Origin of the sequence: Streptomyces sp. NPDC090045 (assembly GCF_044747975.1) — a bacterium.
GTDB lineage: Bacteria > Actinomycetota > Actinomycetes > Streptomycetales > Streptomycetaceae > Streptomyces.
The window spans coordinates 92,705-106,271 of sequence record NZ_JBIVFA010000013.1; the positions used below are offsets into that span (position 1 = coordinate 92,705).

The window sequence follows — 13,567 nt, forward strand, 5'->3', positions numbered from 1 at the left end:
CGCCGCATGCGCGGCACGCGCAGAAAACCGGGACGTGAACACCACCAGAACCCTCTGCTTCGTCATAGCAGCGCTGTCGTCGTACGCGGCGCTCGTCTACCGGCTGTGCCAGGCACGTCGCAGTTGGAGGGACAGCGCCTACCGCACGCTGATCGCCACTCTGCTGCTCCAGTGCCTCACCTTCACCATGGGCGCCTTCGCCATGGGCGGCAAGAGCCTCCTGGGCGTCGGCAACCTCGCCATCCTCATCATGCACCTGGCGGCGGTCGCCTTCTGCGTCAGCGCCCAGATCATCCTGCTCCGCTGGGCGGCCGCGGACGAGGCCACGGTGCGCAGGACGCGCTACTGGATGGTCTCCGGCATCGCCCTCGACGTGCTGCTGACGGCCCTGTTCTTCCTCGCCGACGGCCCCGGCAGGCCCACCTCGGACTTCGACGGCACCAGCGAGCCGCTGATGCTCACGTACCTCCTGGTCTTCATCGTCTCCCAGGCGGTCCCGTGCGTCACCATCTACCGGCAGTGCGGCCCCTACGCCCGGATGACCGACAACGCCACGCTGCGGCAGGCCCTGCGGCTGCTCTCGGTGGCCTCGGTGGTCCTCTTCCTCTACTGCACGGCGCGGACGGTCAACATCCTCACGGCGGCGGCCGGTGTCGACATCGGCGCCTGGAAGGTGGCCGCTTCGGTCTTCAGCGCGGCGGGCATCGTGCTGCTGTCGCTCAGCCTCACGAACTCCTCCTGGGGCCCCTCGGCCACCCGGCTCCTGGAGTGGTCCCGGACCTACCGGACCTACCGGGCGCTGTACCCGCTCTGGCGGGACCTGTACGAGGCCTCCCCGGACATCGCCCTGGAGCCGCCCGGCGCCTCGGTGTCGGACCTCGACTACCGCCTCCACCGGCGGGTCGTCGAAATACGGGACGGATGGCGGGACTTGCGCCCGTACATCGACCGGACGGCCGGCGGCCGGGGCGGGGCCGGCGGGCCGGGCGGGGAGGCGGACGAGGAGCTGCGGCAGGCCTTCACGGAGGCGGCGCAGATCAAGCAGGCCCTGCTCGCCAAGCGCACCGGGACCGTCCCCCACGACAGCAAGGACGCGGGCGACTTCGACGACCGCGACACGGACAACTTCAGTGCGGAAGTGGCATGGCTCACCCAAGTCGCAGCCGCCTACAGTAAGCTCGGAACCGCGAGTTGAGAGCTCCCGCCCGGTTTGCATCCCCCGTCAAACCGGGCGGGCAGCAACCCCGTCTCCCCCGATGTCACGTCGGGCCGGACGGGTGGCTCCCGCCCGGACTGGCCCGGCCCATCCCCCGAGGGCCGGGCCAGTCCGATGTCGCCGGCAGCCGACTCCGTGAAGCCCCCGTGAGTCGACTTAGCTGACAGCTATCGGCGAGACCCCAACGGTGGCGGATTCCAGGCCAATTGTCAACTGACTGCTAATCTGTGAGACTGACAGATAGCCAAGGGCTATGCCGAGGAGGTGACGGGAGGAAGATTCACCATGACCGGGACGGAAAGCGGGTCCGATGACCGGCCCCTGCTCGCAGTGCGCCTCGACGACCTGTTCAAGACGGTTCGCCCCAAGGGCAGACACTGGACCAATGCCGAGGTGGCGGAGGAACTCAAGCGCGCCAGCCCCGAACTCAAGGTCGGCGGCGTGTACCTCTCCCAGTTGCGGACGGGGAAGCGCTCCAACCCCTCGCCCGACCTCCTCGCCGCCCTGGCCCGGTTCTTCGGCGTCTCGGTCGCCTACTTCTTCGACGACAAGGTCGCCGAGTCGGTGCTGAGCCAGATCGCCGCCATCGAGGCGCTCCGCCAGTCCGGGGTCCGCGCGGTGGCGATGCGCGCGGCCGGGATGAAGAAGGAGAACCTCCAGGCCATCACGGCCATCATGGACCAGTACCGGCAGATGCAGGGCCTGCCGCCCGTCACCGACTCCTCCCCACCCGAATGAGGGGCGCCCGGAGGGAGCGGTCGGCCGACCAGGACCGCCGCAGCCAGCTCAAGAAGCTCCGGAAGGCCGGCGCCCGGCGCCTCGCCGAACTCGGCCTCCCCGAGGTGACCGACGTGGCCGAGCTGTGCCGCCACCTCGGTGAGGCGCGCGACCGTCCGATCACGCTCGTCCCGATGCAGATGCCCTCCACGCACCCGTGCGGCATGTGGGTCGCCGCACGCGACGAGGACCTCATCTTCTACGACGCCAACACGACCAGCGCGCATCAGGAGCACATCATCTTGCACGAGCTGGGCCACATCATCTGCTGCCATCGAGGGGCAGGCGGGCTGGACGAGGCGGCCGCCCGACTCCTCTTCCCCAACCTCGACCCCCAACTCGTACGGGACATGCTCCTGCGCGCCACCTACGACGACGTCCAGGAGCAGGAGGCGGAGATCATCGCCTACCTGCTCTCCCAGCGGATGGGCGGCGCCGAGCATCGGCACGGCGCGCCGCCGGCGGCGGACGCGGAAGAGGGCGGTGATCCCGGAAAGAGCGCCATGCTCAGCCGGATCGAACGCACCCTGATCTGAGGGGAGTCGCTCAGTGCCCCGTGGCGGCCACCTCCTCGGCCAGGACCGAGACGGCACGTCTGATGTCGTCCTCGCGGTGTTCGCTGGTGAGGAAGAACCGCAGCCTCGACAGGCCGTCCTCCACGGCGGGGTGCACGATCGGATCCGCGATGATCCCGCGGTCGAACAGCCCGCCCGCGACGCGCAGGGTCCGCGCCGAGTCGCCGAGGACGCACGGCACGATCGGGGTGTCGGCGCTGGAGCCGGTGGCCAGACCGGCCGAGGCGGCCAGGCCGAGGAAGAGCCGGGCGTTGCGCCGCAGCGCGCGGACCCGGTACGGCTCCGCGGCGATCAGCTCCGTCGCGGCCAGGGCCGCGGCCGCGTTCGCCGGGGTCAGGCCGACGCTGTAGACGAAGCCCGGCAGCGTGTGGCGCAGCCAGCGCACCATCCGCGCCGAGCCCCCGAGGTAACCGCCGCAGCTGGCAAAGGCCTTGGAGAGGGTGCCCATCCACAGGTCCACGTCGGCCCGGTCGACGCCGAAGAACTCCCCCACGCCCCGCCCGTGTTCGCCGACCGTGCCGATGCTGTGCGCCTCGTCCACCATCAGCAGCGCGCCGTAACGCTTCTTCAGCTCGATCACGGCGGGCAGGTCGACGAGGTCGCCGTCCATGCTGTAGGCGCCCTCGACGGCGATCAGCACCCGCCGGAACCGGGACCGGTTGAGCCGCAGCATGTGTTCCAGCTGCCCGACGTCGTTGTGGGCGAACGGGCGCCGCGCCGCCCCGGACAGGGCGCAGCCCTGCAGGATGCTGTCGTGGGCGAGCGCATCGTGCACCACGAGGTCCTGCGCGCCGACGAGGTGCCCTATCGCGGTGACGTTGGTGGCGTGGCCGCTCACCAGCGTCAGGCAGTCCCCGACGCCGAGGAACTCGGCCAGCGCCCGTTCCAGCCGGACCATCGGCTCCCGTTCGCCCGACAGCACACGGCTCGCGGAGACCGAGGTCCCGTACCGGTCGACCGCCCGGTGCGCGGCCTCGTTGACCGCCGGATGTCCGGAGATCCCCAGGTAGTTGTAGCTGCCGAAGGACAGGTACGCACGCCCCCCGATCACCGTGGTGTCGCGGATGTTGCCCTCGTGGACCCGGAAGTACGGGTACTGCGCCCCGCTGTCCGCGATCGCGCTCAGGCGTTCCTCGAACCGGCCCACCTCCGGGAAGTCGTCGACGCTCGCCGTCCCGGCACCCCACTCCGGGAGCTCCTCCCGGGGCGGCGGCTGCGCGGGGGCCGCCGGCCCGGCGCGGTCCGGATCGGCCAGCGCGATCAGCCGGCCGACGGTGAGGTCGGGCGAGAACAGCTCTTCGGTGCGGAAGCCGGGTATGCGCTTGCCGATGCCGACTTCCAGCTCCTGCAGCATCAGGGAGTCGAAGCCGAGATCGGTCACCAGGGCCATCCGCTCGCTCAGGTCGGAGAGCGGGAAGACTCCGGTCCGCGACACCTCTTGGAGCACGACGGCCGCGGCGGACGCCCCGTCGGGCCGCGACGAGGCCAGGGTCGGGACCGCCGCCGCGACTGCGTCCGGGACCACGGGCGGGACCGCCGGCGCGACTGCGTCCGGGACCACGGGCGGGACCGCGGGCGCCGCCCCGGGCGGGTCCACCGGTCCGGCCCGGCCCGGCAGCTCGCGTGCCGACTCGTCCACCACCCAGTGACGGCGCGGGGCGAGCGGACTCGGCGGGAGGGTGCACGGCGGCACGCGCTCGGCCACCGGGCGGGGGCCCGGTCCGGCCTCCCCTCCCGCGCCGGGTTCTCCGGTACGGCCCGCCTCGACGGCCTCGGCCGCCGCGGTCAGCCGGGCGACGGCGTCGGCGGCGTCCTGCGCCACGACGTCGAGGCGTTCCGTGAGGGGCGCCCGGCGGGCCAGGGTGTCCGCCACCGCTGCCAGCGGCGGCCGGTCCTCGGTGAGCGTGTGCGCCAGTTCCCGGGCGTAACGGGCCAGCCCGGCCCGGTCGCGAGCGCTGAGGACCAGGCGGTGCGGTCCCCCGGCCGGCGCCGGGCGCTCCGGCGCGGCGCACTCCTCGACCACCACGTGCACGCCCGTACCGCCGAAGCCGAAGGCACTGACCCCCGCCCGGCGCGGCCGGCCATCGTCCGGCCAGGGGACCGGCTCCGTGGCCACGGTCAGCCGCGCGGCCTCCAGTGCGGCGCGGTCGGCCAGGTCGAACTCCGGCTGCGGCGGTATCACGCCCCGCTGCACGGCCAGGACGGACTTGATGAGCCCGGCCATCCCCGCGGAGTTGAGCGAGTGGCCGATCACCGCCTTCACCGCCCCGAGGTGGGCGGGTGCGGCCCGCTCCCCGCGCAGTTCGCGCAGGACGTCGAGCTCGACGGGGTCGCCGACCGTCGTCCCGGTGCCGTGCGCCTCCAGGAAGCCGACCGCGTCCGGGGGCAGGTCCGCGTCCTGGTACGCGCGGCGCAGGGCCCGGAGCTGACCGGCGGCGCGGGGGTACATACCGCCCTGCACGGTCCCGTCGTTGGCCGTCCCCACCCCCCGGATCACCGCGTACACCCGGTCGGCGGCCGCCAGGGCGTCGGCCAGGGGCCGCAGCACCAGGACCCCGGCCCCCTCCCCCAGGACGAACCCGTCGGCCCGCGCTCCGAAGGGCAGGCACCGGCCGCTGCGGGAGAGGGCGCCGATCCGGCACAGCCCCACCAGCAGGTCGGGGGCGAGGATCAGCTGGGCGCCGCCCGCGAGTGCGATGCGGGAGCGGCCCGCGCGCAGGGCGTGCACGGCATTGGCCACGGCCATGAGTCCGCCCGAGCAGGCCGAGTCCAGCGCGTAGCTCTCGCCGTGCAGGTCGAAGACCGAACTGATCGTGTTGGGGCCCATGTTGAGCAGCAGCCCGGCCACGGACGTGCCGTGCAGTCCGTCGACCGCGCGGACGGTCTCCGGCCACCGCGGGTCGGCCGCCCGCGCCCCGAACTCGCCGCCGGTCAGCTGCCGCATCCGGATCTGCATCGTGCTGAGCTCTCGGTAGCCGCTCTCGGTGAGCGCGGTGATGACCGAGGTCTCCTCGCGGTCGAAGCCGTCGGCCTCCCACCCCGCGTCCTGGATCGCCTCGCGGGCGAGGTCGATCAGCAGCCGGTGCTGGGGGTCCATCGCCCTGGCCCGCCGCGGCGGGATGCCGTAGTGCGCCGCGTCGAAGTGGCCCACGTCCGGCAGCAGCGCCATGGTGTCCGTATAGGCCGACGAGGTGTCACGGAGGCTGTCGCCGAGGAAGGCGGCAGTGCGCCAGCGCGCGTCCGGGACGGTGGAGAACTGGGTCCGGGGCGCCGTCAGGAGCCGCCAGTACTGGTTCACATCGCGCGCTCCGGGAAACCTGCACGCCATCCCCACCACAGCGATGTCGTCGCGCCGCACGCCCCTGGGGTCCACTGCGGGATCCACCCTTCTCGCAGCTGTCACCCGGTGACCGCCACGCGCTCGCGCCACCAGTCCACGGTCTCCTTGACCTGCTGGTCGACGGGGGTCGCCCGGACCGCGAAGGCCGCCTCGTAGGCGCGCGCGTCGACGGTGAACGGGCGGTCGAACTGGTAGCGGATCTCCTTCAGTTCGCGGATCAGCGGGGAGAAGAGCGAGGCCACGCCCAGCGCGGCCGGCGGGATCCGGCGCACCTGGACCGGTCCGGTGCCCGCCTGGGCGGCGAGGCGGCCGACCATCTCCCGGACCGACAGCGCGGGCTCCGTCGGAACGTGCCACGGCCGGCCCCAGGCCCGCTCCTCGCCCGCGACCTCGGCCAGGGCCCTGGCCACGTCGGGGAGATAGGTCCAGCTGTGCGGGGCGTCCGGGTCCCCGAGGGTGGAGACCGCCTTGCCCCGCAGCAGCGGCGGTAGGACCCGTCCGGCCAGGTGGCCGCCGTCGGTCACGCCGGGTCCGAAGAAGTCCGAGGCCCGTACCTCGACGGCCCTGACCCGGCCCTGCTCGTGCAGCTTCCGCGCCTGCTCCCACACGGCGGCGCGCACCCGCCCCTTGGTGCCGGTGGCGGCGAGCGGGAGGTCCTCGGTCAGGGGACCGTCCACCGGGCCGTAGCCGTAGAGGTTGCCGAGCATCACCAGGACGGCCCCGGTCGCCTCGGCCGCGGCCAGGGCCGACGAGGCCAGGGGCGGCCAGGCACGGGCCCAGTGATGGTAGGGAGGCGCGGCGCAGAGATGGATCGCGGCGGCGCCCCGCGCGGTCTCGGTCAGCCGCGCGCTGTCGGTCGCGTCGAACGCGAAGTGCTGGATTCCGGGTTCCGGGCTTCTGCCCGACGTGGTGACCACCCTTACGGAATGGCCCTGTTCGGCCAGAAGCCGAGCGGTGGCAGCGCCTGCAGGTCCAAACCCAATGACGACATGAGAGCTCACATGCGCACACTAGCGCGAGCCGCCCGCGCCACAGGGGCCTCTGCGGCTTCCTCCCCGCCATCCGGACGGACAGGGCTGATAGTCGCCTGCGGACTGCCGGATCCCGACGTTCCGCCAGTATGAATATTCCGGTTCGCCGGTATCGGTCACGCGGTCGCGGCAGCATGGCTGCTCTCAGAGGGTGGGGCACGCGGGGGGCACATGAGGTTCACGGCGTACGAGCGCGCGCTCATCGTGGCGGGGCGCATCGCCCGGGAACGGAGGCTCCCGCGACGGGGAGGGCTGTCCACCCGCGGCACCAGGTGGATCGCGTCGCGCATCGACGCCTACACGAACCGGCACGAGGGCCTTCCCCAGCGACGGTGCCGGGAGCTCCTCGAACTCGACGGATTTCTCGGCGGGCTGAGCATCGCGGACGCGAAGGACTCGGGGAACGCCGGGCACTCCTGGGTACGGGCGCTGCTGATCAGGATCACCGACCAGCTGCCGGAGCCGGGCGCGCTGCCGTCCAAGGACCGTCATCTCGCCCGGATCTACGAGCTGTTGGGGCGCGAGTACGTGCGCTACGCGGACTGGGCGACCGCGACCGAGTGCTTCGCCGGGGCGGCCCTCCACTGGGCGGCTCGCCGCCACTTCCGCCGTACGTACGCCCAGGTGGTCGTCCTCACGATGAAGGAGGGGGACCACGCCGCCGCCAGGGTCCGTCTGGAGGTCATCCAGGGCGCGTCCCACGGCCCGTCCGCCGCCTTCCACCGGATCGCGGCCCGGATCCTGGACCCGGAGCCCCACCTCGGCACGGACGCGGCCGACGGCATCGAGCAGGTCCACGACCTGGGGATCATCCCCTACACCTACCTCGTCTCCTGCCTCGCGCAGCGCCTCGCCGCCGACGCGCAGCCGGAGCGGGCCCTCGGCCTCCTGACCACGGCCCGTGCCCGGCTCGCCGCGGACCGGGCCGACGACTGGCTGGCCGGGGAGCTGGAACAGGCGGCCGCGGGCATCTGGGCCTCGCTGGAACGGTACGAGGAGGCTCTGGGCCTGGCCCTGTCCGCGTGGGCGAAGCTGGACGCGCAGCGGTACCGCGCGTGTTCGCACACCCAGCGCCTGTCCCTGTGGAAGAACTTCGGACCCGCCCGGCGGACGGCCCTCGTCTCGGCGGTGGCCCTGGGGGACGAGCGGACGGTCGCCGAGCTGATCGAGTCGTGCAGGCTGCAGTCCCTGCTCGGCGCCGCCGTCGAGATGGACGACGACGAGAAGCTCGCCGACAGCGGGATCGACGGCAAGGCGGGCCCCGCGGACGCCGATGCGGAGGATCCGGACGGCGGGGGCGCCGGTGCCGCCGAGCCGCTCGCATCGCCCGCCGCGGCCGACGGCAGCGGCTGGGTCGTGTCGTCGGCGGTCACCACCGCGTACGAGGACGCCCTGAACTCGACGCTCCTGCACTTTCCGGAGCCCGTCTCCTACCAAGGCACGGCCCTCCTCCTGCCCCACTACCGCAGCGCCCTGCCGCCGGAAGAGGCGCAGGGCCTCGCGGCGCGGCCCCTGGACGACGCGCTGCCCGAAGGCGTCTTCTGGTCGACCCACATCGAGGACGGCCTTCTCTTCTGGTTCCTCGCGCGGGACGGACGGCCCGCCGGGTACGGCGTGCAGGACCTCCGGGAGTTCGACCGGATCAAGCCGGTCCTGCTGGGCCTGGCCGGGCACTCCCAGTCCTCCGAACGCAAGACGTGGAGCCTGTTCCCGTACAAGCGCGGCCCCGGGGACTTCTACGAGCCGTTCACCCAGCTGAGGAGCTGGCGGTCGGCGGAGGAGCAGATCATCACCCGCACGATCGGGCAGCTCCTGCCGCCGCCGCTCGTCGACGCGCTGCAGCGGGCCGGCGCGGACGCACCGCTCCGGCTCACCATCTCCGCCGCCCGCGAACTGACTTGCGTGCCCTGGGCGATCACGATGGTCCCCGGCACGGAGGAGCGGCTGATCGAGAAGGCGTCGCTGCGGATGTGGACCTCCACACCGACCCAGCTCAGGCGCGCCTCACGCGACTCCCAGCCGCTGCCCGGCTCGCCCGTGCCGTTCCTGCTGGCCTGCGACAACCCGGACGGGTCGCTGCGCGAACGGACCGCGGACTCCGTGGTGAACGAGGCGGCCGCGCTCCTGACCGCCTCCGGGCCCGACGGCCCCGGGACCAAGGACGCCCTGCTGGCGGCCCTGCACAAGATCGGCCCCTCCACCCACGGGGTCTTCTTCTACCGCGGTCACGCGGTGCACGACAGCGATCCGGCCTGGTCGGCCCTGCCCCTGGCCGAGGAGACGTACGTACAGTCGGGCGAGCTCTTCGGGGCGTTCGACGACGGCACGCCCTTCCTGCCGATGCCCACGCGGGTGATCCTGTCGTGCTGTTCCAGCTCCACCGCGTCCGCCTTCGGCGGCGAGGGCATGGGGCTCGCGGCGGGCGCGATCCACTCCGGCGCCGATCAGGTGATCGCCACTTCGCTCGACATCCGCGACGCCTCCTTCACCGAAGCCTTCGAGGACCTCCTCGTCCGGGGAATGCTCGACGGGCAGCGGGCCGGCGATCACGCGGACCTGCTGCGGCAGTTGCAGCTGCGGATGCTCACCGAGTGGAAGGTCTTCTCGGTGCGCGGGGAGGACTTCGACGGTGAGGACATCCGCGATCCCCACCCCATCATCTGGGCCTCGTTCCAGGCCTACTGAACAACCGAAAGGATCTCCTTCATGATTGCCGTTGCCATGCCGTCGGACATCGCCGATCTGCTGGTGGCAGAGGGTCTGGCCATCCGGCCCGGGGGCCGGGGCAGCACGGCCGAGATCGTCGTCGTGGGCTTCGCGGCCCTGAACGCCACCATCAGCCTCCTCCAGGGCCCCGACACCTTCCTGCGTCTCACGGAGCTGGTCCGCACCAACTTCGGGCGGTCTTCGGGAGTCACGGTCGAGATCAAGGGGAACGGCGACAGCGTGACCATCGAGATGCCCCGCGACGCGGACGTCGTGACGCTCGCCCACCGGATCCGGGAAGTCCTGCTCGGCGACGACGAGTAGCCGTGGATTCGCGCCATTGCCGCGACCGGAAACCTTCTGCAACCATGTGACTGCAAGCGGTATCGAACGGGGCGGGGGCTTCGCCGTGGATCCGGCACTCTTGGAACTGGCCAGCATCAGCAGCACGGCCATCTTGGCAGCGGCAGCCACGGACGCCTGGCAGACCATGCGGTCCGGGGTCGCGGGCCTCCTGAGGCGGCACGGCGAAGGCCGCGACGGGAACGGTGAGCCGGCTCTGCTGGCGTTGCTCGATGAGGACGCGGCCGCCCTGGAGGCCGTCACCGAGGACGCCCGCCAGGCGGCTCGGGACGAGCTGGCAGACGTCTGGCAGCCCAGGCTGGCAGGCTGGCTCGCGGAGCATCCGCAAGCCGCCGCGGAGCTGGAAGCCCTCACGACGCGGCGCGCCGGGGAGACCACGAGCAACGTCATGCATGTCAACGGTCATGGGACGGGCCCCACTTACGGAGTGATGTTCGGAACGATGAACATCGGCAACGACAGGAACGATGCGTCATGACGGGGCACCAAGGTGCCCGGATCTCGTCTCAGCACATGGATTGAGGTCCCGAAGACGTGTCGGCGGCCGACGAGCCTCGCATGGAGGCGTCCCAGCACATCCACGCCGAACCGGGCAGCTCCGTGTACGCCGTCCTCCACGGGGACATCCACGTGCGCAACGGCCGGCCCGTCTACCAGGTGACGCCGTTCGACCTCACGCGCCGGTCCGTTCCGGTGGAGACCGCCCTTCTCCAGCCCAGCAGGCTGCTGGCCGCCGAGAACCGCGTGGTGCCCTTCCATGGCAGGGGTGGCGAACTCGACGCCCTGGGCCGGTGGCAGGAGAGCGACACGGCGCGCTCGGTGGCGCTCGTGCACGCAGGCGGCGGCCAGGGCAAGACCCGGCTGGCGGCGCGGCTGGCCGCCGATTCCGCGCAGCGGGGCTGGACGGTGTGGGCCGCCCACCACCGGAGTGACCCCATCGCCGAGCAGGTCGTCGCCCCCGGAGACCCGGGGCGCGCGCTGCTGCTGATCGTGGACTACGCCGACCGCTGGCCGGCCGACGACCTGCTGATGCTGTTGTCGAACCCCTTGCTGCACCGCCCCCGGCAGTGCCGCGTCCTGCTCGTGGCCCGTTCGGCGAATCTGTGGTGGCCCGCCCTGCAGAACCGCCTGGGCAAGGCGGGCCTCGACGCCGGCCCGACGATCGAGCTGCCTGCACTGGCCGGGAGCCACACGGACCGGCAGATCTCCTTCCGTGTCGCCCACCAGGCGTTCTCGGAGGCACTCGGGCTCCAGGACCCGCCCCTGCCCGCAGTGCCGGCCGACCTCGACGGCGAGGCGTACGACGTGGCCCTCACCCTCCACATGGCCGCGCTCGTCGCGATCGACAGCTTCCGCCTCAAGCTCACGGCACCACGCGATCCCGTGGACCTGTCCCGCTACCTGCTGGACCGCGAACACGACTTCTGGCTGAGTCTGCACGACAACGGCCGCGTGTCCACCGCGCCGCGGATCATGCGCCGGGCGGTCTACACGGCGGCGCTGACGGGGACGCTGCCGTACGCCGAGGCCGCCACGGCCCTGGAGCGCATCGGGTTGTCCGGCAGCCCCCCGTCGGTCGTCGTCGACGACCACGCCGTGTGCTATCCGCCGCGCGATCCGGCGGCCGGCGTCGCACTCGAACCGCTGTACCCCGACCGGCTCGCGGAGGACTTCCTCGCTCTGTCCACGCCCGGGCACGCGTGCGCCGGCTACGTACCGGACCCGTGGGCGACCGGAGCGGCCGAACGGCTGCTGCGGCCCGAGCAGGCACCGTCACCGGCGACCGGGGGTCTGCGGTGGTGGCGCCGAGGGGCGCGGCAGCCACCGCCGCAGGCCGTACCGTACGCCCGCCCTGCGCTGGCGGCCCTGACGGACACCGCCCGCCGCTGGCCGCACGTCGCCGAGCGCGAGCTGTGGCCGCTCCTGCGGGCGAGGCCGCAGCTGGCCGTCGAAGGCGGCGGCTCCGTGGTGGCCGCCCTGACCGAGATCGAGTGCGTGGACCTTCCCGCGCTGGAAGCGGTGGAGAAGTGTCTGCCCCGGCATCAGGACATCGACCTCGCACCCGGTGTGGCAGCGCTGATTCGTCTCCTGACGGAACACCGGCTGCGTCTCAGTGACAGCCCGGCCGAGCGCGCCGAGCTCCACGAGGCGCTGGGCTCCAGGCTGCTCCAAGCCGGACTCTGGCCGGAGGCGGTGGCCTCGTTCCGCTCCGCGGTGAGCATCCGGAAGAGTCTGCCGGACGGGGGCCCGGCGTCGAACCAGCTGAGCCTCGCCGGTGCGCTGAGCGCTCTCGGCATGGCCATGTACAGGACGGGCCGTCAACAACGGGCCGTCGAGCTCATGACCGAGGGCATCCAGCTCTTCCGTGAGCTGCAGCGGTCCGGCGTCACCCTGCCCGTCCACGACTTCGCCATGGCCCACAGCAATCTCGGCATGGCGCTCATGGAGATGGGCCGGGGGCGGGAGGCCGAGCCCTACACCGCGGAAGGCCTGCGCCTGCGGCTGCGCCGGCGCGCGGCCCACTCGGGCCGTGCGGAGGCCGAAGCCGAGCTCGCGGCGTCCCTGGACAACTACGGCCTCCTCCTCTACCAGAGGGGCCGGCACCACGAAGCGCTGCCGTACGTCCGTGACGCGGCCGAACGGTACGCGAGGCTGCACGTGGCCCACCCGGGCAGGTTCGACGAGGACGTCTCCATCGCCCTCAAGAACCTGGGCATGGTGCTCGACGCGACCGGTGACCCCCAGGGCGCCCTGGACGCGGCCCGGAAGGCGTGCGCCATCGCGGAAGGACTCGCACGGCGCAACCCCTCGGCGTACAAGCGCCTTCACGGGTACAACCTGCACGGGCTGGCCATCCGCCTGCACCACCATGCCCGGTTCGAGGAATCCCTGTCGGCGGTCCTCCAGGCCCACGAGATCCGCTCCGCACTGGCGCAGGACGGCTCGGCTCCCGACGCGCTGCACCTGGCGGAGACGGCCGGGTTCGCCGACACCGCCCTGGCGGCACTCGGCCGCCCGGCGGAGGCCGTTCCGTACGCCAGGGAATCGGTGGACCTCCTGCGCGGGCTGTACGAAGCCGAAGGGACGATGTACCGCCCACCCCTCGCCGGCCAGCTGGTCGTGCTGGCGCAACGGCTGTCGCAGGTGGACGAGCCTCACACGGCGTGGCCCCTGGCAGCGGAAGCGGCCGGTCATCTCCGCGCCGAACTACGGGCGGCCCCGGACGCGCCCGTCCGGCCCTTCCTCCTCATGTGTCTCGTCGTATGGGCCGGCCTCTCGAAGGACCTGGAGATGTGGTCCGAAGCCCTCGAACAGCTCACGGAGGCCGTCGATCTGTTCGCGGGCCTGCCGGAGGGCGGCACCGAAGAGTACGAGGCGTGGGGGGCGCTCCTGAGCGTCACGCGTGACGAAGTCCTGGACGCCCTGAACGGCGGCGCCCAGGAGGCGTAGACACGCTCACGGCTCCTCGCCCGGCAGCAGCCGGTGGCTGCGTCGGTGGCAGGCAGCCACGTGCCCCGATGGCAGGAGATGCTCCGGCGGCGCCATCAGAGCGCACCAG

Annotated in this window: 9 protein-coding genes; 7 read left to right on the top strand and 2 right to left on the bottom strand. The window is 72.4% G+C overall.

All coding sequences use genetic code 11. The features are described 5' to 3' along the window. The first annotated feature begins 34 nt into the window (after nucleotides 1–34). The 3 genes from ACIPYQ_RS29585 (at nucleotide 35) to ACIPYQ_RS29595 (ending at nucleotide 2,529) form a co-directional block, all read left to right on the top strand. Nucleotides 35–1,195: an MAB_1171c family putative transporter gene (locus ACIPYQ_RS29585; RefSeq protein ID WP_401256830.1), complete on the top strand. Its 1,161-nt coding sequence runs from the start codon at nucleotides 35–37 to the stop codon at nucleotides 1,193–1,195. Nucleotides 1,196–1,501: 306 nt separating this feature from the next. Then, nucleotides 1,502–1,954 (top strand): helix-turn-helix domain-containing protein, encoded by a 453-nt coding sequence (locus tag ACIPYQ_RS29590; protein WP_361758655.1) that lies wholly within the window; start codon nucleotides 1,502–1,504, stop codon nucleotides 1,952–1,954. Beyond that, the gene (locus tag ACIPYQ_RS29595; protein ID WP_401256832.1) at nucleotides 1,951–2,529 is read left to right on the top strand and encodes a toxin; all 579 of its coding nucleotides are present in this window, start codon (nucleotides 1,951–1,953) and stop codon (nucleotides 2,527–2,529) included. The genes ACIPYQ_RS29590 and ACIPYQ_RS29595 overlap by 4 nt, the downstream gene beginning before the upstream one ends. Before the next feature lie 10 nt (nucleotides 2,530–2,539). Here ACIPYQ_RS29595 and ACIPYQ_RS29600 read toward each other — a convergent pair whose 3' ends face one another. Continuing rightward, a complete protein-coding gene (locus ACIPYQ_RS29600) occupies nucleotides 2,540–5,896 on the bottom strand; it encodes an aminotransferase class I/II-fold pyridoxal phosphate-dependent enzyme (protein WP_401257089.1) in 3,357 nt (1,118 codons plus the stop codon). Nucleotides 5,897–5,967: 71 nt separating this feature from the next. Then, nucleotides 5,968–6,909, bottom strand: a complete 942-nt coding sequence (locus ACIPYQ_RS29605; protein WP_362232500.1) for an NAD-dependent epimerase/dehydratase family protein — start codon at nucleotides 6,907–6,909, stop codon at nucleotides 5,968–5,970. A 201-nt stretch (nucleotides 6,910–7,110) separates the two neighbouring features. Between ACIPYQ_RS29605 and ACIPYQ_RS29610 the strand changes: the two genes are divergently transcribed. The 4 genes from ACIPYQ_RS29610 to ACIPYQ_RS29625 all read left to right on the top strand — a co-directional run bounded on the left by ACIPYQ_RS29610 (nucleotide 7,111) and on the right by ACIPYQ_RS29625 (nucleotide 13,458). Continuing rightward, nucleotides 7,111–9,624, top strand: coding sequence for a CHAT domain-containing protein (locus tag ACIPYQ_RS29610; RefSeq protein ID WP_401256834.1), 2,514 nt, complete (start codon nucleotides 7,111–7,113; stop codon nucleotides 9,622–9,624). A 21-nt stretch (nucleotides 9,625–9,645) separates the two neighbouring features. Continuing rightward, the gene (locus ACIPYQ_RS29615; protein ID WP_401256836.1) at nucleotides 9,646–9,969 is read left to right on the top strand and encodes a hypothetical protein; all 324 of its coding nucleotides are present in this window, start codon (nucleotides 9,646–9,648) and stop codon (nucleotides 9,967–9,969) included. 100 nt (nucleotides 9,970–10,069) lie between these two features. Beyond that, nucleotides 10,070–10,486 carry a hypothetical protein gene (locus ACIPYQ_RS29620; RefSeq protein ID WP_401256838.1) on the top strand — a complete coding sequence of 139 codons (417 nt, stop codon included), beginning with the start codon at nucleotides 10,070–10,072 and terminating at the stop codon, nucleotides 10,484–10,486. 80 nt (nucleotides 10,487–10,566) lie between these two features. Beyond that, the gene (locus tag ACIPYQ_RS29625) at nucleotides 10,567–13,458 is read left to right on the top strand and encodes a tetratricopeptide repeat protein (RefSeq protein WP_401256839.1); all 2,892 of its coding nucleotides are present in this window, start codon (nucleotides 10,567–10,569) and stop codon (nucleotides 13,456–13,458) included. Nucleotides 13,459–13,567: the final 109 nt, after the last annotated feature.

Bases quoted from the DNA above. Each gene is read 5' to 3' on its own strand.
- ACIPYQ_RS29595 (WP_401256832.1), top strand. From the start codon at position 1,951: ATGAGGGGCGCCCGGAGGGAGCGGTCGGCCGACCAGGACCGCCGCAGC.
- ACIPYQ_RS29615 (WP_401256836.1), top strand. From the start codon at position 9,646: ATGATTGCCGTTGCCATGCCGTCGGACATCGCCGATCTGCTGGTGGCA.
- ACIPYQ_RS29625 (WP_401256839.1), top strand. From the start codon at position 10,567: ATGGAGGCGTCCCAGCACATCCACGCCGAACCGGGCAGCTCCGTGTAC.
- ACIPYQ_RS29590 (WP_361758655.1), top strand. From the start codon at position 1,502: ATGACCGGGACGGAAAGCGGGTCCGATGACCGGCCCCTGCTCGCAGTG.
- ACIPYQ_RS29610 (WP_401256834.1), top strand. From the start codon at position 7,111: ATGAGGTTCACGGCGTACGAGCGCGCGCTCATCGTGGCGGGGCGCATC.
- ACIPYQ_RS29600 (WP_401257089.1), bottom strand. From the start codon at position 5,896: ATGGCGTGCAGGTTTCCCGGAGCGCGCGATGTGAACCAGTACTGGCGG.